This window comes from Paenibacillus sp. J22FR83 (assembly GCF_059691955.1).
The window spans coordinates 591,488-607,998 of record NZ_JCAUAM010000002.1; the positions used below are offsets into that span (position 1 = coordinate 591,488).

The 16,511-nt window shown below is 47.5% G+C and carries 17 protein-coding genes; 3 read left to right on the forward strand and 14 right to left on the reverse strand.

Annotation, left to right across the window (positions count from 1 at the left end; genetic code table 11):
- Positions 1–41 precede the first annotated feature (41 nt).
- Complete coding sequence (gene dgoD, locus AC58PV_RS06025) at positions 42–1,190, reverse strand: galactonate dehydratase (protein ID WP_497431355.1); 1,149 nt, start codon at positions 1,188–1,190, stop codon at positions 42–44.
- 169 nt (positions 1,191–1,359) lie between these two features.
- On the opposite strand from dgoD, the gene AC58PV_RS06030 reads away from it, so the two are divergent.
- Positions 1,360–2,025, forward strand: coding sequence for a FadR/GntR family transcriptional regulator (locus AC58PV_RS06030; RefSeq protein ID WP_497431356.1), 666 nt, complete (start codon positions 1,360–1,362; stop codon positions 2,023–2,025).
- A gap of 290 nt (positions 2,026–2,315) precedes the next feature.
- On the opposite strand, the gene AC58PV_RS06035 is transcribed toward AC58PV_RS06030, so the two are convergent.
- Positions 2,316–3,053, reverse strand: a complete 738-nt coding sequence (locus AC58PV_RS06035) for a ThuA domain-containing protein (protein WP_497431357.1) — start codon at positions 3,051–3,053, stop codon at positions 2,316–2,318.
- Positions 3,054–3,233: 180 nt separating this feature from the next.
- Here AC58PV_RS06035 and AC58PV_RS06040 point away from each other — a divergent pair, with 180 nt between their 5' ends.
- Positions 3,234–4,172 (forward strand): helix-turn-helix domain-containing protein, encoded by a 939-nt coding sequence (locus AC58PV_RS06040; RefSeq protein WP_497431390.1) that lies wholly within the window; start codon positions 3,234–3,236, stop codon positions 4,170–4,172.
- Positions 4,173–4,188: 16 nt separating this feature from the next.
- Here AC58PV_RS06040 and AC58PV_RS06045 read toward each other — a convergent pair whose 3' ends face one another.
- The 7 genes from AC58PV_RS06045 to AC58PV_RS06075 all read right to left on the reverse strand — a co-directional run bounded on the left by AC58PV_RS06045 (position 4,189) and on the right by AC58PV_RS06075 (position 10,493).
- A complete protein-coding gene (locus AC58PV_RS06045) occupies positions 4,189–5,004 on the reverse strand; it encodes an SPL family radical SAM protein (RefSeq protein WP_497431358.1) in 816 nt (271 codons plus the stop codon).
- A 14-nt stretch (positions 5,005–5,018) separates the two neighbouring features.
- Positions 5,019–5,219, reverse strand: a complete 201-nt coding sequence (locus AC58PV_RS06050) for a CLC_0170 family protein (protein ID WP_497431359.1) — start codon at positions 5,217–5,219, stop codon at positions 5,019–5,021.
- Positions 5,220–5,238: 19 nt separating this feature from the next.
- On the reverse strand, positions 5,239–6,456 hold the full coding sequence (locus tag AC58PV_RS06055) for a Ger(x)C family spore germination protein (RefSeq protein WP_497431360.1): 1,218 nt from the start codon (positions 6,454–6,456) through the stop codon (positions 5,239–5,241).
- A complete protein-coding gene (locus tag AC58PV_RS06060; RefSeq protein ID WP_497431361.1) occupies positions 6,437–7,558 on the reverse strand; it encodes a GerAB/ArcD/ProY family transporter in 1,122 nt (373 codons plus the stop codon). Before AC58PV_RS06060 ends, AC58PV_RS06055 begins: the two co-directional genes overlap by 20 nt.
- Positions 7,506–9,161, reverse strand: a complete 1,656-nt coding sequence (locus AC58PV_RS06065; protein WP_497431391.1) for a spore germination protein — start codon at positions 9,159–9,161, stop codon at positions 7,506–7,508. The genes AC58PV_RS06060 and AC58PV_RS06065 overlap by 53 nt, the downstream gene beginning before the upstream one ends.
- Positions 9,162–9,355: 194 nt before the next feature.
- On the reverse strand, positions 9,356–9,919 hold the full coding sequence (locus AC58PV_RS06070; RefSeq protein ID WP_497431362.1) for a methylated-DNA--[protein]-cysteine S-methyltransferase: 564 nt from the start codon (positions 9,917–9,919) through the stop codon (positions 9,356–9,358).
- Positions 9,909–10,493: a bifunctional transcriptional activator/DNA repair enzyme AdaA gene (locus AC58PV_RS06075; protein ID WP_497431363.1), complete on the reverse strand. Its 585-nt coding sequence runs from the start codon at positions 10,491–10,493 to the stop codon at positions 9,909–9,911. Before AC58PV_RS06075 ends, AC58PV_RS06070 begins: the two co-directional genes overlap by 11 nt.
- A gap of 154 nt (positions 10,494–10,647) precedes the next feature.
- On the opposite strand from AC58PV_RS06075, the gene AC58PV_RS06080 reads away from it, so the two are divergent.
- Positions 10,648–11,592 carry a DNA-3-methyladenine glycosylase family protein gene (locus tag AC58PV_RS06080; protein WP_497431364.1) on the forward strand — a complete coding sequence of 315 codons (945 nt, stop codon included), beginning with the start codon at positions 10,648–10,650 and terminating at the stop codon, positions 11,590–11,592.
- A 778-nt stretch (positions 11,593–12,370) separates the two neighbouring features.
- On the opposite strand, the gene AC58PV_RS06085 is transcribed toward AC58PV_RS06080, so the two are convergent.
- The 5 genes from AC58PV_RS06085 to AC58PV_RS06105 form a co-directional block, all read right to left on the reverse strand.
- The gene (locus AC58PV_RS06085) at positions 12,371–12,529 is read right to left on the reverse strand and encodes a hypothetical protein (protein WP_497431365.1); all 159 of its coding nucleotides are present in this window, start codon (positions 12,527–12,529) and stop codon (positions 12,371–12,373) included.
- A 98-nt stretch (positions 12,530–12,627) separates the two neighbouring features.
- Positions 12,628–13,482, reverse strand: a complete 855-nt coding sequence (locus tag AC58PV_RS06090) for a hypothetical protein (RefSeq protein WP_497431366.1) — start codon at positions 13,480–13,482, stop codon at positions 12,628–12,630.
- 100 nt (positions 13,483–13,582) lie between these two features.
- A complete protein-coding gene (locus tag AC58PV_RS06095; RefSeq protein ID WP_497431367.1) occupies positions 13,583–14,791 on the reverse strand; it encodes a multidrug effflux MFS transporter in 1,209 nt (402 codons plus the stop codon).
- A gap of 149 nt (positions 14,792–14,940) precedes the next feature.
- Entirely contained in the window at positions 14,941–16,269 is a 1,329-nt protein-coding gene (gene ltrA / locus AC58PV_RS06100) for a group II intron reverse transcriptase/maturase (protein ID WP_497431368.1), read from the reverse strand.
- Complete coding sequence (locus AC58PV_RS06105; RefSeq protein WP_497431369.1) at positions 16,250–16,390, reverse strand: hypothetical protein; 141 nt, start codon at positions 16,388–16,390, stop codon at positions 16,250–16,252. The genes ltrA and AC58PV_RS06105 overlap by 20 nt, the downstream gene beginning before the upstream one ends.
- Positions 16,391–16,511 lie beyond the last annotated feature (121 nt).

Sequence of the window (16,511 nt, forward strand, 5' to 3'; positions counted from 1 at the left end):
AGAAGCTCCCGCACTCAGGAACTTCTCTCCGCTTATTTATTTTACCACTCAGCTACAGAACCGTCTTTATGACGCCATACGGGATTTCTCCAGCGATGACCAATTTCCGACATTTTCCGAACGTATTCTTCATTGATCGTTATGCCAAGACCAGGACCGTCAGGAATCGTAACATATCCGCCTTCATAGGAGAATACTGCAGGATCGACGATGTAATCAAGCAAATCGTTACCTTTATTATAATGAATGCCAAGACTCTGTTCTTGGATGAAAGCATTGTAAGCTGTGGCATCTAACTGTAAGCATGCTGCTAGGGCAATTGGCCCTAACGGACAATGAGGCGCTAGTGCGACATCATATGCTTCGGCCATCGCGGCAATTTTTTTACATTCGGTAATCCCTCCCGCGTGGGACAGGTCCGGTTGTATGATATCAACGTAACCATCTTCAAGCAGCTTTTTGAAATCCCAACGGGAGAACATACGCTCGCCTGTAGCTATTGGGATATTGGTATGATGCGCGAGGTCACGTAAAGCTTCATTGTTTTCTGGCAAAACGGGCTCTTCGATAAACATGAGACGGAACGGTTCTAACTCCTTGGCTAAAACTTTCGCCATCGGCTTGTGTACTCTGCCGTGGAAATCTACACCAATCCCCAAGTTCGGTCCAACTGTGTCTCGGATCGCAGCGACCCGCGCAATGACCTGATCGATTTTCTCATACGAATCAATAAACTGCAGTTCTTCGGTGGCGTTCATTTTGATTGCGGTGAATCCGGCTTTTACCTTCTCCATGGCATCTTGAGCTACGTCGCTTGGACGGTCACCCCCGATCCAAGAATACACCTTGATGGAATCTCTACATGCACCACCTAGCAGCTGATAGATTGGAGCATTGTAGAATTTTCCTTTGATATCCCATAAAGCCTGGTCAATTCCAGCGATTGCACTCATTAGAATAGGACCGCCCCGATAGAAACCGGACCTATACATAACCTGCCAATGATCCTCAATCCGCATAGGATCCTTACCAATTAAATAGTCCATAAGTTCTGATACAGCAGCCTGTACAGTATGGGCTTTCCCCTCAACGATGGGCTCTCCCCAACCAACAATGCCTTCATCCGTTTCTATTTTCAAGAACAACCAGCGCGGTGGCACAATAAACGTCTCATAGCTTGTGATTTTCATCCATTTCCCTCTTTTCTCAAAATACATACTATCTATATTCGAATCATAGTATCTATATTTCTCTTTGTCAATTGATAACTTTTTCTTATTATTCGTGTAAGTTAAGTGTTTTTGCCATATCTTCTGTGTTAGAATAACAGATAATAATTTGGAGGAAGGAGGCTACATCATGAAAAAAACGGTGTTTGAAACCACCATTCACGTATTTAAACAAAAAATGTTGGATAAGGAATGGGCTCCGGGAGATCGGCTTCCTACCCTCCAGCAATTGGCCAACCAGTTTTCCGTTAGCGTAACGACGGTTAGGGAAGCTCTTCGCACGTTGGAAAGTCAAGGCCTGATTAGTATTGAGCACGGACGTGGCATGTATGTGAGAAATGACCCGCTTTTACGCGAAGATCCGACGATGCAGCTAGAAGAATTAGGGCATATTTCGCTTGTTACTGTATTGGAAGCGAGATTATTGATAGAACCGGAATTAGCTGCTTTATGCGCCCAATATGCCTCAGAATCACAAGTCAAATGGCTTCATGAATTAACAAAACAAGTCGATCAAGAGATGAAAGAGGGCGGATCTTACTTAGATACGGACTTGGCCTTTCACCAAGTTATTGCGGAAGGCGCGAGAAACCCAGTTCTTGGAAGAATGATGGATGCTATTATACCTCTTCTGAAAGACGCCAGGAAACAAACCAACACGATGCCCCACATGAGAACGAAAGCTTCGCATTATCATGCGTTAATTGCCATAGCTATTGAAGAGCGGCAATGCGAGAAAGCAAGAACTTTGATGCATGCCCATATTACCGACATGCTGGAAGCTTTGAGAAAATGATCGATCGCACCATATCAACTAGTTTAACTGGATTTTCTACATCTATTTCCGGGTAAAACCAGCCTCGGGGGAGTTTAACTGGATTTTCTACATCTAAATTTGCTCGAAACGCCCCGTTTGGCCAAACGGTTCTGAAATAACGGGAGAAAATCCAGTTAATTGGCAAAACAATGCATTTTCGCTTGAATTAGCTGCTGAAAATCCAGTTATTTTGCATCGTCAGCCCTCTGACGCATTGAAAAAGAGCACACCCCCAATCATGGGAGCATGCTCTTTGTTTATACGATAAGTTACGCTTTAACCTTCGCTTTAATCTCTTCCAACGGCTTGTGATTGCCGTATTTCGGATACTCACGCGTAGATGGCGCTGCCCAATGAACAGCATTGGAGATCACGCGGCGGATTTGCTCATTATAGTAAGTGCGGTAAGTCTCATGACCTGGGCGGAAGTAGAAAATCTTCCCGTTCCCACGATGGAACGTGCATCCGCTGCGGAATACTTCCCCGCCTTCGAACCAGGAAACCATGATGAGCTCATCTGGTTGTGGAATATCGAAATGCTCGCCGTACATTTCCTCAGCTTCAAGATCGATGTACTCGCCAATACCTTCAACGATAGGATGTCCAGGAGCAACAACCCAAAGGCGTTCCTTCTCGTCAGCTTCACGCCATTTGAGGTCGCAAGAAGTACCCATAAGTGTTTTGAATACTTTGGAGAAGTGACCGGAATGCAGCACGATAAGCCCCATGCCTGCCCATACACGTTTTTGAACACGAGCTACGATTTCGTCTTGTACTTCACCGTGTGCTTTGTGCCCCCACCAAATCAATACATCGGTATTGTTCAGAACTTCTTCCGTCAATCCATGCTCAGGATCATCTAAAGTTGCATAGGTGACTTGCACAGAACCGCTGAGGCCCTCACCAATAGCAGTATGTATGCCATCAGGATAGGCTGCGCGGACGATTTCACTTTCTTTTTCATGACGATACTCGTTCCAAACGGTTACTTTTAATGGTTTGCTCATTATTCTATGCCTCCACGATAGCGTATTCATTCTTACTTCTGAGTATAGGTTTTCACAACCTCCAAGGAAAGGCAGAATTGTGCCTACTTCTTATTCAATAGTGTCATCTGCTACCCTATGATGTTATACTTATTCCGACTAAATCTTATTCAAAAATGTCCAGTGAGGTATCCCGTGCCTATGCTCCCTACTCTTAGTCCTGCAAACTTAACTGAAATTAAAAATGAAGAAGTCGTGTACCAGAATCCGCTTCTTTTCTTGAAAATATGGGAAATCATGCATGACTACCCCAACTATGGCTTGCCCGACCCTTGGACATGGCATTGGCATAAGCAGGTTGAGTTTCTGGTCGTCACCCAGGGTCAACTCGCCATCCAAACGAAGGATGCCTATACCGTAATGGACGCCGGAGATGTCATGTTACTTGGTTCTTCACAACCCCATCGTACACACAAATACTCCGAAGAACCCTTGCATCAAATTGTATTTCAAATTGATCTGACGCAGCATTTTGACCTGAGCACGCTCGCTTATTTGCACCTATTCTCAGAGTTGACGCATTCCCTTGAGCCATTTAATGAACTTTTTCGTTCGAATGCGACGGTCAGAGCAAGTGCTTATCAGCTCATCCGACATATACATGAGGAGTCACAAACGCGTTCCATTGGCTATGAACTAGCCATCGTTGCTGCCATTAAGCACCTCCTGTTGCTCCTGCTGCGTAATGATAAACGTGATCCCGCCAGGCTGACCGAAGATGCCGGCATCTCACGTTTGCGTCCAGCGCTGAATTATATCGACGAGCACCTGACAGAGCGAATTACGGTGGAAGATGTGTGCCGCATTCTGAATCTGAGTTATCATTACTTTATTAAGTATTTTAAAAAAGTGATGGGACTATCCTTTATTGATTATGTCAATTACAAACGTATCAAAAAAGCCGAGCGCCTCCTGCTCACAGGGGATCTTAGCATTATGGAAATTAGCTATGAGGCCGGTATTCAAAACATGGCTCAATTCTATAAATTGTTCAAGCGATATAATCAATGCTCGCCTAAGGAATTTAAGCAACGGCTCCGCGATCACACGGACGTGCAAGACGAATCAGCTGCGAGGTAACAACATCGGCGGACCCTCAGGGGAGGAAACCCGCCTGAGAGACGAAGACACGCTCCTGCGGAAAGTGCCGCAGGAGCTCTTCGTGCACGCGCCGATACGCATCCCGACTGTACCAGTCGGTCAGCCCCAGCGCGTCATAGATCGCACGCACGCCGATGCGCCCCGTGCGGCTCCCCCCACTGCCATCGCCCATGAAGTAATCGTCGATGCACACCCGATCCACGATGCGAGATAGCCGCTCGGCGAAGCCGTCCGAGCTGGGCAGCACTGGCGCTATCGTGGCCTGCACCGGAATTCCGCGCGCGGCGAGCTCGCGGAGTGCTTCTAGCCGCGCCGCGATCGGCGGCGCGGACGGGGTGAACGCGCGACGGATGTCCTCGCGATCCGTCTCCACCGTCATGCTGACTCGGACGCGGTCGCCGAGCAGCTGAAGCAGGTCCGCATCCCGTGTCACGAGCGGGCTGCGGGTTTGCACGAACAAGAAGTCCGGCTGCGCTTCGGACATCACTTCAAGGAGCGCACGGGTAATGCGCTCCTTGTACTCGATCGGCTGGTACGGGTCCGTCGCCGAGGAGAAGAAAATCGTCACGGGCCCCTTGCTTCGGGCCCGTACCAGCTCTTTAGCCAGGAGCGCAGGCGCGTTCTCCTTCACGTCGACCCAGCTCCCCCAAGACTCGCTGCGGAACAAGGCCACTGGCATTTGCCGCACGTAGCAGTAGGAGCAGGCGAAAGCGCAGCCCGTGTACGGATTTAACGTGTGCGAGTAACCTTCAAGGAAGCCGCTTGCCTTGGTCAGCACTTGCTTGGATTGCTTCCGCTGCAGATGGATCATGGCTGCACCTCCTTTTATTTCCAAAACCACTTTTCATAGATCATATAGCCGAAGAAAGAAAGGATCCCCAAAGAGATATTAAAACTTCCGGCCCATATAGCCCCTTTCTTCTCTTTTGGCATGTTGGCTCTCGCGTAGTTTTTAACATCGAAAACTAGGATTAATACCCCAGTTATTAACAATAGTAACACTGTGTAATTGTTAAAGGTAATCATAGATGAATGGATTCCTTCCCTAATTCGTTTTCGTTCCAATACGTCTAATTTTAACCCTCATCGTGACATCAACGGACATGTCCTTGTATTTCTCTTCCCATGCTTCTTTCGTCTTGATTTCCTTGTTCCAGTACGCTGGCTGCGTTGCACGGACATATTCCCCGAAGCCGAAAATGTCGCTCCCATCTTTCTGAGTCTGTTCGATAAATTTCTTAAATCCGATGTTCGCATCTTTCTGAGTTTTCTCTTCTAACGCCTTCAAACTTTCTCTTGTAATGAGCACGTTCTCATTTGACTTTTCCGCCAAATCACCTTCGATTTGGCATTTTATCGTGGCATGTACGTTGCCATTAATAATTTCTGTCGTAATTTTCGACTTCCGATGCGTAGATTTAAACATAACTAACGTGTCCGATTCCGGCATTTTCTGAAGGACTTTATAACCGCCTGGATTGATTTCTTTGATCGCCATATAATGACCGATTTGCAAGGCGGATGTCGAGCCGACCATTTTATCGTTTTTAAAATAGGCCATCCCGGCAATCTCTATGTTCGATGCCTTCTTTAATTCCAAATACGGTACCGCCCCTTCCTGCCCTTTGGCAGAACTGGCACTGAAAAAGACACCTAAGAATATGTTAGGCAGCTTGCCCATTTCTCTGGCATGTTCCAACGTAGCTAGCAAATATAACGTCGGAACACGTTCCAGTTGTGGATTAGCTTTCATGAAATCCGCCGCATTCCCTTTGGATACGACCATCCAAACGGTTCTTCTGACTTGTGGCTGACGCCGAAAGAAGTCGTTTTCATTCACGATCCCTTTCCTGGCTAACTCTTCCGAAATCACAATGACCCGTAAATGGCCGAAAAACAACTTATCTGCAAGTTGCTGTTGAAGATTCATCAAAGCATCCTGAATCGTATAACCTTCGCTAGAAAGCACCCAGACGGGTTTTTCTCCAGAAGGACTGCCAGCTCCGCCACCTGTTCCTAACGGAATACGGCCGGGAATAGCAATTTGAACCGTAATACGAATAAGCCCTTTATGGGAGGCTGGATCCGGTTTGAGAATATGCGTTGCATTGGTGCTATCTTTCTCTTCCTCCGACTTCGCTTTATCAATACCAATCGCTAGGATGACGGCGCGATCTTCAATTTCTAAGCGATCCCAGCACCCCGTAAGCAAAGGGGCAATCAACACGACAACAAGAATCTGTTTAATCAGATTTTGCCACAAGTGGATCACCCCGGCCTTTTTTCTTACGAATGATGGCTACAAGCAATAGAACAAGCGGATAAACTACTGTGAAAACGAGTCCACAGCGGCCGACAAGTTGAATAATTTCATACATCTGCAGCAGATTTTGTGAAAACATCGCGATGACATAGATAAAGGGAACAAGCAAGAAGGCGAACATTTTATGATCTCGGAGGCGTAATAGCTGACTTGTAAAATAGATGGCCAAATAATAGGAAGACAACAAGGTCGTAAACACTGCGGTAACCCATACAGCAAGAAATGCACCGTCCAACCGCTCCAAAATATTGGCTGGCAATGATGTCGTTTTGGCTAATTCCAATGTTGGCCAGACTAGTTTCTTAATTTCTTCTGCTCCGAATACACCTACGGTAGCAATCACGATAAGTGTATACAAGGCCCCAGCCGCTAACATACCGATAAATCCTGCTATCATTGCTTTCTCCGGCCTGCGCATCGCTGGTATAACGATCGTCATGACAAATGAGCCTTGAAACAAGGCTGCCATCGTGAGGATCCCCCCTAACATAGACATGCCGTTTGGCGCATTTCCCCAGATCGGCAGGAGATTAATTAAGTGTGCATTTTTCAGGGAGAGCACAACAATGACTAGTCCCGGAAATACGATGATCGGGAAATAGAAATGGTGAAAATACGTAAAGGTTGTAACATCTACACGCGAAGAAACAGCCGCTAGCAGCAACATGACGATCACCGTTACCTCTAGCGGTGTTTTGGTTAAGACGGAAGTGACGACAACCTCCCCAAATTCACGTGATGCCAGTGCTGTTAGCAAGCAAAAAAACAAAATAATTAAAACACTAAATCCGCGTGATACCCACTTTCCAATCAATTCCTCACTATACTCGATAATGGATTGTGTGGGAAAACGCATGCCGAGTTTTGTTAAAAGCAAAAGTCCTGCTAACCCAATTAAGAAGCCTAGAAATGTGACAAGCGGCGCACCGGAATCCGCAGCCCTGACTGCAAATAGTGAGAGGGCTAGTACGCCTACCCCAATGATTGTGCTAATCAGTATGATCGTCGTTTGAATGAGCGTGATCTGACGAGGTTGCTCCATCTGTTACGTCCCTCCCTTCACTTTTGACTTTCAAAGGATTCTTAGTGTTATTGGGCAAATCTTTACTCTGTTCCATGGTTTCTTTTCCAAGACGTGTTTCATTCGGTGTGAATAAAAGTGCCGGTCTCTTGGGCATGCTCCACAGCGGCAATCGGGCAATCGTATCCTTCATCCCTTGGAAATTACCTGGGACTACCGGGCTCAAGTAAGGAATACCGAAAGATTTTAAAGAAAGCATATGGTTGGCGATCAGAATCAACCCGATCATCACCCCATACAGACCGAATATGCCTGATAGCACTACAAGTGGAAAGCGGAGCAGTCTCAGGGCCAAGGCTGCATTGTAAGCCGGCGTGGCAAAGGAACCAATCGTCGTCAAAGCGATGATAACAACCGTGATCGGCGAGATAAATCCTGCCGCAACCGCAGCCTGTCCAACGACAAGCACACCCACAATGGAGAGCGCGCCACCAACTTGCTGCGGCAGACGAAGTGTCGCTTCCCTTAATACTTCCATGGAAATCTCCATAATCAACACTTCTACGACGGAAGGAAAAGGCACTCCCGCTCTTCCCCCCGCTACCGCTACTGCAAACTCCGTAGGGATCAGCTCTGGATTAAAGGAAATTAAGGCTACATATAACGATGGGAATATTAGTGAGAAGATCAGGGCTACTAGTCGTGACAACCGTATGAAACTAACAAGGAGGAACCGTTCTGAGTAATCTTCGACCGTCTGATAAAATTGACTAAACACCGTTGGTAATATGAGGGCAAACGGCGATCCGTCTACAAGTAGGACAACTCTGCCTTCTAGAAGATTGGCGACCGCCTTATCCGGTCGTTCCGTATTCTGTATTTGTGGGAACGGGGAGAAATGGTTATCTTCAATAAACTGTTCCAGATACCCCACATCCAGGACGCCATCGATATCAATCAATGATAAGCGTCTTAAAACCTCTTCAACGAGTAGGGGACTTACAATGCCATCGATATAGCATATGGCCACTTTGGATTTGGTAAGACGCCCAATTCGCATCGTTTTTATCCGTAAATCCGGCGTGGGTAGGCGGTAGCGGAGCAGCGCCAAATTCGTACCTAACATCTCAATAAAGCCTTCCCGTGCGCCACGAATCACCTGTTCCGTCTCGGGTTGTGTGATCGAACGCTTGTCCACATGACGTGTACTAAAGACAAACGCATCCGTTACGCCATCAACGAGAAGAGCCGTTTTCCCTTCTACAATAGCTTGAACAATCTCATTCAGCCCTGTTTCCGTTCTTCCTTCACACGCATAAATCGTATCGTTCAACAGAAATTCTTTCATTGGGCGATTTACTGCTTGGGCGTAATCCTGCGAAGTCGTTAACATCAAAGGTTTTAAAATGTGATCGTTCAGATACTGCTTATCAATCAAATCAGGGAAATACATGACCACAGCTGGTTTATCCTGAAATATGCAAAATCGTCGTATGATGAAATCGTCATTTTCACCGAGTAACTTTTGAACATATGCAATCGTTGCTTCGAGTTGCGTGCTGACACTTGCCTCTTTATTGGCTTCCATGACCTGATGAGCAGGCGAATTCTTCAGCGGTACCATTCGAGGCTGCTGACTTGGGGATGTATGCTTGGTCCGTAGCTTTTTCCAACTCCAAATGGTCACGCTATTCGCCCCCCGTAGATACGCACATGTTGATAGCCAATCTCGTATTCCCTTTCATTTCCTTCCTCGTATTTTTATCCATATCTCGGATTCTATGCATGAAAGTCGTCATGGAAGTAAACTTTATGATCCTATTTCCCTTGATGCTCCAAGAGCAAAAGCTTCTCTTTATTCTCAAGCCCACCACGGTAACCGGTCAGCGCGCCATTCTTCCCTACCACTCTATGGCAAGGCACAACGATAAGCACGGGGTTGGCACCAATGGCCGTTCCGACCGCTCTCACAGCACTGGATTTATCTAGCGACTGGGCCACCTGTGAATAACTTACCCTTTCACCATGTGCAATACTGTGCAGTTCTTTCCACACAGCCTGTTGAAACGCCGTCCCTCGTAAATCCAATGGTAATTCGAAATTTGTCCGCTCCCCACTCAAATACGCTTCCAGTTGCTCCATGTAGGGTTGCAGCTTATCCTCTTGCTGAACCCACCCGCTCGGGTGTCCAACTTTCCTGGCCCATTGGGTGAATGCTTGCCATGCTTCAACGTCAACACCGTCTCTCGCATCGCCCTTCTGAAACTGCAAATAACTCAAACCTATATCCGTCACCGCCATCACAAAATTATAATCTTGCAACCGAACTGCCCCCCAGTAGATCGTAGGGTTTATTTTAATTTCCTCGCCTTCACTTGCCATGTTGCATCCAACCTCCTACCTCGGTTATCGTTAATGCATGGGGCTGTTGCCTATATTCTGTCGGCGTAAGTCCGCTTTTCTTCTGAAAGAATGTCGCAAAATGTGCTGCATTCGTCATCCCTACCTGCGTCCCAATCACATGTACGGCCAAGTCCGTCGTGAGTAGAAGCTTTTTCGCAGCTGCAAACCGGACCTCTTGGATATACATAAGCGGCGTCACGCCAGCTATTCGTTTAAAAGTTCTTTGCAGATGATACGTACTCGCATAAAAATGCTCCGCAAGCGTCGCTAACGACAACGGTTCGGCATAGTTCTCTTCGATATGTGCCTTCATTTCCGCAACCCATGCCTCATCGGGAAGTCGGATGCCGTCAGGCCTACACCTTTTACAAGGACGATAACTTGCTGCCATTGCCGCATCTTGATGATGAAAGATACGCACATGCTCCCGCTTCGGAAGCCTCGATTTGCAGGAAGGGCGGCAGAAGATGCCTGTCGTCGCCACTGCATAATAAAACGTCCCATCATACGCAGCATCATTCGCTACGATCGCTTGCCATAACCGCTCCTGCATGGTGAATGCCCCTCTCGTCTTCGTTCCTTTTATAAGCTCAGTATACCCAACCAGGCCTGCAGTTGTAAGAGCTCCGAGATGAGAAAGCAAGATTACGAAAGCCGGTTTCAGCGATAATAATAGTAACAACTTCCTATGGATAAGGAGAATATGGATGTCACACCTGCAATCTTTTGACCCCTCCCGCCTACACTGGCATGAACCAACGAACACGCTCACGCTGGCTCTGCCCGAGCCTTTTCGATACCAACAGAACATCGGCTACTTAAGCCGCTCCACCAATGAGTGTCTATTCGTTGTGGATAACTCCAGCGTCTATAAACTGCTGAACATTGGGGATAACCTCGCGCTTATCGCTGTCCACAGTGAGGATGACAGGATGCTTCATATCCAAATTGTCCACTATAGTGACCCTAGTTTATCCGCTGCGGTCCGCGATAGTATTGCTCGTTATGTGTGGGAGTGGTGGGATTTGGGAACGAATTTGACGCCATTCTACGAGATGGAGGATGCGATCCTGAAGCAAGTGACAGCGGAATTCCGCGGGCTGCGGCTGATGGGGATTCCCGATTTATTTGAGGCGATGAGCTGGGGGATTATCGGTCAGCAGATTAACTTGGCTTTTGCCTATACGCTCAAAAGGCGTCTCGTCGAAACCTTTGGCACCTCGCTAGATTGGGAGGGGCGTACTTATTGGGCGTTCCCAACGCCCGAGCGAATCGCTGCGCTCACAACGGAGGATCTCACCGCTTTACAATTCACGGGTAAAAAAGCGGAGTACCTCATTGGCGTTGCCAATCTCATGGCGGGAGGCACCTTATCCAAGGCCGGGATCCTTGCGATGGGCGATTTCCTCGCCATGGAACAAGACCTGCTGCGCATTCGCGGCATCGGCCCTTGGACGGCCAACTATGTGGGGATGCGCTGCTTGCGCAACCCCGCAGCGTTCCCTTTGGCCGACGTCGGCCTGCATAACGCGCTGAAGCATGTGCTTGGGCTGGAAGCCAAGCCCACGCTCGAAGAGATCCGCCAGCTCGCCGAAGGCTGGCGGGGCTGGGAAGCTTACGCCACGTTTTACTTGTGGCGAGTGTTGTATTAGCCGCGGCTGTGGACGCGGCCCCCAGCCGCCATCGCAAATAACTGGATTTTATACAGCTAAATCCAGCAAATCGCAGCCTCAAATTAATTTAACTGGATTTTATGTAGCTAATTCCTCCTCATTTCATCCTTTTGAGTAAAACTGCTCAATATAACTACATATTTTCCAGTTATTTACTCAAATTAGCTGAATCCTTCAACATTAACTGTACTTTTTCCATCTAATGTCGGATAACGTGTGAAAGCTGGGGAGTGATGGTGCCAGTATTGGGAGATGCACTATGCAAATGTGGCTTCGATTGAGGAACGGTGGCAGAATTACACTCATGTTGGTTGGGATAGGAATCATGAAGTAGCTAGTTGGTTCTGACGTGAAGCATCGGTTGGCGCAATCTAACTGGATTTTATACAGTTAAATCCAGCAAATCACAGCCTCAAATCAATTTAACTGGATTTTATGTTGCTAATTCCTCTTCATTTCATCCTTTTGAGCATAACTGCTCAATATAACTACATATTTTCCAGTTATTTGCTCAAATTTGCTGAATCCTTCAACTTAACTGTACTTTTTCCATCTAATGTCATGTTAACGTGCAAAAGCTGGGGAGTGACGGAGCCGGAATTGGGAATTCAATACGCAAATGTGGCTTCGAGTGAGGAACGGTAGCAGAATTATACGGATGTTGGTTGGGATAGGAATTATGAAGTAGCTAATTTGTTCTGACGGTATGCCCCCCCTCACCCAACTCCCCCTCCCTTTTACCATCAACATTCACCAGTCACCCCTCTTTATCCACACGTATTTGTTCCTCTTGTACCTCAGCAGAACAATCAAAGCATAACAATGTTTGATCTGATTGTACGATGCCATCTAGAAACCCCATTCTGCAATAAATAGGCTTCTCACATAGGCGACAATGGCCAATGAGTTCTTCCATTCAGCTACGCCTCCTTCACTATTCGTTTCCATTTGACGCAAAAAAGGTTGCCTACCCTCGATATGCTCGAATGTAGCAACCTTCTGCTATTCCAACTACTACGTAGCCGCTGGCACCTCTGACTGTGATGGAGGGGATGGCGGTGCAGGTCTGTGTTCGCCACCGCGTCCAGGCTTACCACCCAATGAACCACCATTTCCACGTTGTTGTGGAGCTGTGCGCTCACCGCCGCCTTTGCGTTCGACGAAGTTTTTCAGTTCATCTGTCAGGCTGTCTTTGAGCTTAGCAATCAACTGATCCTCCGTGATGCCTTTCGCAGCCGCGATCTCCGCAAGGGACTTCCCTGCTTTACGCTCCGTCGCCAGCTCTTCTTCCGTTATACCGAGAATCGCAGCGATTTCTTTCGGAGCAGCACCAACACCACCAAGCATAGGCATGTTGCCGCCGCGAGGCATTGGCTTTTTATCGAAATTCATCGCGTAAGGTTTCGCTTCTACGATTTTTTTCAAACGGTCAGCAAGCCCTGTTTTGAGCTTATCCGCCTGTTCTTGCTTAATTTTGCCTTCACTAAGTGCCCCATCAATTTTCTTCGTTTCCGCTTCCGTCAGTTTAGCAAGAAACGCGGCTTCACTAAGATTAGCTTTCTCCTGCGCGATTTGAACGAGGGTTTTGCCTGCATCCAGTTCCGCTTTAAGGGCTGCTTTATCTATGCCCAAGATGGAAGAGAAATCGAATGCGCCCCCGATACCGCCGCCTTTACCAAAATCAAAACCGCCTCTTGGTGCTTGTTGCTTCTCAATTCTATGTTTATCCTGAAACTTCTTAGGTACTGATGACGTTGTTGTGTCTGTGTCGTTAGCGAACGCTTGATTATGCTGAAGTACGAAGCCGCCACTGATCAATAATCCAGCTGCGAGTGTGCCGATTAGCCACGTTTTATGAATGCCCTTCATGCGTGTTAGCCACCTTTTTCACAATTTGGTCAATTCTTCTTTCAGTATAAACCTTAATTGTGAAAAATCTTTGAATTTATTAGAAAAAAGTTCCTCATAATTACGCTTTTTCTCGCGTCATCATAACGAAACAGAGTACGCCACCCAGTTCCATGACAGCGATAATGATGCCTAAGGGTACAGCCGTCAGACTACCGCCAAGACCGACAAGCGGTGCCACTAAACCGCCGATGACGAAGGTCATCAATCCGAGCAATGCGGCTGCACTGCCGGCTGTTTGACCTTGATTTTGCAGCGCCAAGGAAGAAGTTGATACGGAAACAGGACCAATACAGGCCACGATTAGGAAGAACGCTGGTAATATCACAATCAGCCCAGCCCCGCTAAGCGTTGCAACGAGCAACAACAAGCCTCCGAGCACAGCTATCGCTAAGCCGCCAGCTAGCAATCGATGATTGCTGACTTTGCCAGCGAGTCGTCCCGTAATTTGTCCAGCTAGGATAACGCCAGCTCCATTCACCGCGAAGATCACACTGAACATTTGGGGAGACACATGGAATATATCCTGCAAAACAAACGGCGATCCCGAAATATACGCGAACATTCCTGCGAAAACGAGCCCCTGCGTCAACGCATAGCCCATGAACAAACGGTCGGTGAGCAGACCGCGGAATATGCGCAGTGTATTGGTAAGCCCGCCTTTGGAGCGGCGTTCTGGTGGATGGGTTTCTTTTAGGCCAAATACGACAATGATTAACATTACGACACCAATCAAGCTGAGCACAAGAAACACGCCGCGCCATGAGGTGAATTGCAGCAGCTGTCCACCGATAATCGGGGCTAGGATGGGAGCCGAACCATTCACGAGCATCAGGAGTGCAAAAAACTTCGTCAACGCCACGCCCTCATACATATCGCGAACGATTGCTCGGGAAATGACGATTCCCGCTGCTCCCGCCATTCCTTGAACGAAACGCAGGATCAGGAACGCCCAAATCGATGGTGCAACCATACAAAGGGCAGAAGCTACGCCATAAATCAAGAGTCCAACCAATAGCGGCATACGTCTTCCTCGTACATCACTCACCGATCCAGCAATGAGCTGACCCAGGGAAAGGCCGAGCATGCAAGCGGTTAAGCTCATTTGTGCGAGCGAAGTTGTGGTATGGAGGTCACCCGCAATAACGGGCAGGGCCGGTAAGTACATATCGAGAGAAAGTGGCCCGAAGGAGGCGAGTAAGCCGAGCACCAGCACCATCCACAATCGACTGCCGCTTCTTGTTTCTTTGGCTTGCGAAGCAATAGACATATGAGATCACATACTTTCTTCATGATGCATTTAACCTACCATTGGGATATGTTTTTGTCTAGTTAGATAAATCGAGTAGGCCCATGCGCATTTGCATGGGCCTCTCACAGATCCGGACATGCGGGTCATCGCATCCGGCTCTTCCAGTATTATCCCCGCTGGGGATGAAGTTCTTTGTAAATAACAAACAAACTACTTAGACCAATTTCTTCAAACCATGTATTTGGCATCGCATAGTGAGCGTAGGTTGAGTGGGAACTTCTCCATGCCGTCATTCGGAGACCGGGTAATTCCTTGTTATCCCATCCTCGTTTTCGCATTTCACGGTGAAGTTTTCTTACTTTCTTCCAACTTCGTAGTTGCACGGAGCGAAGTCGTCTTCTTATCCAAGCATCTATGTCCCGAAAGCGATTCCTTACATCACCTGTCCCAAAATATCTACCCCAACCACGCAAGTATGGGTTTAACACCTTCTTTACCAACCTTTGTACATCTACCGTTTGGTTCCTCCTCGTGATCTCCTTCACCCGTTCTTTAAATTTCGTCATTGCTTTAGCCGAGGGTATCATCCTTTTTCCAGGCTTAAATTCATGTCCAAGAAATACAAATGATTCTCTTTTGCTGTTCACAATCTTCGTTTTCTCCGGGTGAACTTTCAGTCCCATTTCTCTCTCAAGTAACCCCGTTACGGACTTCAACACGCGCTCCGCACCTTTCTCTGTTTTGCAACAGATCACGAAGTCATCCGCGTATCTTGTTAAACGATGCCCGCGCTGCGTCATCACTTGATCTAAGGGGTGGAGGTAGACGTTTGCTAATAACGGACTAATAACTCCTCCTTGAGGTGTCCCTTGGTCGTTCATGTAGAAGCTACCACCTTCTAGCACTCCTGCTTTCAGGAATTTCTCTAGCAAAGCCAGCACGCTTCCGTCAACAACCGTCTCTTTCACCATCCCTACAAGCTTTTCGTGGGGGATGGTGTCAAAGTACGATTTGAGATCGGCATCTATGACATAGCGAAAACCGTCTTCTAAATCTTGCCGGATTTTTCCTAACGCCATGTGGGCACTTCTCCCAGGTCGGAATCCATAACTACAGTCCATAAATTTAGCTTCAAAGATCGGTTCCAGTATGCGTTTTACTGCCGCTTGTACAACTCGGTCTCCTACCGTAGGTATGCCCAAGGGTCTTTGTGTTCCGTCTGCTTTCGGAATATATACGCGCCTGACCGGCTTTGGCCGATACGTCTTGCTTTTCAGCGCCTGCTGAAGCACTTCTAGATGGTGCTCCAACTTTGATTCAAATGCCTTTATGGTCACCTGATCAATTCCTGCCGCTCCACGGTTTCGTTTGACCTCTTTAAAAGCATCCTCCAAGTTTGGTTTTGCCCATATCTTATCGATTAGACTGTACCATTTTCGTTCTGCTTGCTTCTTTACTCCTCCACGTGAGTCATTGTCATGCACTTGTTCCCCCATGCTCGTTATCCTTCCCTTTCAGTTTCGCGGTTTGTAGCCTTTCGGCAATCTCCGTTCTTCTGTAGGTACTCGCCCCGAACGGCTTCTCCTTATGTTCATTCCCCGGTTCTTCGCGCTTCATGGCTCACCGGCTTCTGTTCGGCACATGGCTTCCCTCACTAACTCATCTTTTCTAGTTTCGGGCTTCACACAAGTCTCCGCCTTTTGAGTCGAAGCTTGCATCGACGATCTTTTTTTTTTTT

Bases quoted from the DNA above. Each gene is read 5' to 3' on its own strand.
- AC58PV_RS06030 (WP_497431356.1), top strand. From the start codon at position 1,360: ATGAAAAAAACGGTGTTTGAAACCACCATTCACGTATTTAAACAAAAA.
- AC58PV_RS06075 (WP_497431363.1), bottom strand. From the start codon at position 10,493: ATGCAGGAGCGGTTATGGCAAGCGATCGTAGCGAATGATGCTGCGTAT.
- AC58PV_RS06045 (WP_497431358.1), bottom strand. From the start codon at position 5,004: ATGATCCATCTGCAGCGGAAGCAATCCAAGCAAGTGCTGACCAAGGCA.
- AC58PV_RS06090 (WP_497431366.1), bottom strand. From the start codon at position 13,482: ATGAAGGGCATTCATAAAACGTGGCTAATCGGCACACTCGCAGCTGGA.
- dgoD (WP_497431355.1), bottom strand. From the start codon at position 1,190: ATGAAAATCACAAGCTATGAGACGTTTATTGTGCCACCGCGCTGGTTG.
- AC58PV_RS06065 (WP_497431391.1), bottom strand. From the start codon at position 9,161: ATGGTACCGCTGAAGAATTCGCCTGCTCATCAGGTCATGGAAGCCAAT.
- AC58PV_RS06085 (WP_497431365.1), bottom strand. From the start codon at position 12,529: ATGGAAGAACTCATTGGCCATTGTCGCCTATGTGAGAAGCCTATTTAT.
- ltrA (WP_497431368.1), bottom strand. From the start codon at position 16,269: ATGGGGGAACAAGTGCATGACAATGACTCACGTGGAGGAGTAAAGAAG.
- AC58PV_RS06040 (WP_497431390.1), top strand. From the start codon at position 3,234: ATGCTCCCTACTCTTAGTCCTGCAAACTTAACTGAAATTAAAAATGAA.
- AC58PV_RS06105 (WP_497431369.1), bottom strand. From the start codon at position 16,390: ATGAAGCGCGAAGAACCGGGGAATGAACATAAGGAGAAGCCGTTCGGG.
- AC58PV_RS06095 (WP_497431367.1), bottom strand. From the start codon at position 14,791: ATGTCTATTGCTTCGCAAGCCAAAGAAACAAGAAGCGGCAGTCGATTG.
- AC58PV_RS06080 (WP_497431364.1), top strand. From the start codon at position 10,648: ATGTCACACCTGCAATCTTTTGACCCCTCCCGCCTACACTGGCATGAA.
- AC58PV_RS06035 (WP_497431357.1), bottom strand. From the start codon at position 3,053: ATGAGCAAACCATTAAAAGTAACCGTTTGGAACGAGTATCGTCATGAA.
- AC58PV_RS06070 (WP_497431362.1), bottom strand. From the start codon at position 9,919: ATGGCAAGTGAAGGCGAGGAAATTAAAATAAACCCTACGATCTACTGG.
- AC58PV_RS06050 (WP_497431359.1), bottom strand. From the start codon at position 5,219: ATGATTACCTTTAACAATTACACAGTGTTACTATTGTTAATAACTGGG.
- AC58PV_RS06060 (WP_497431361.1), bottom strand. From the start codon at position 7,558: ATGGAGCAACCTCGTCAGATCACGCTCATTCAAACGACGATCATACTG.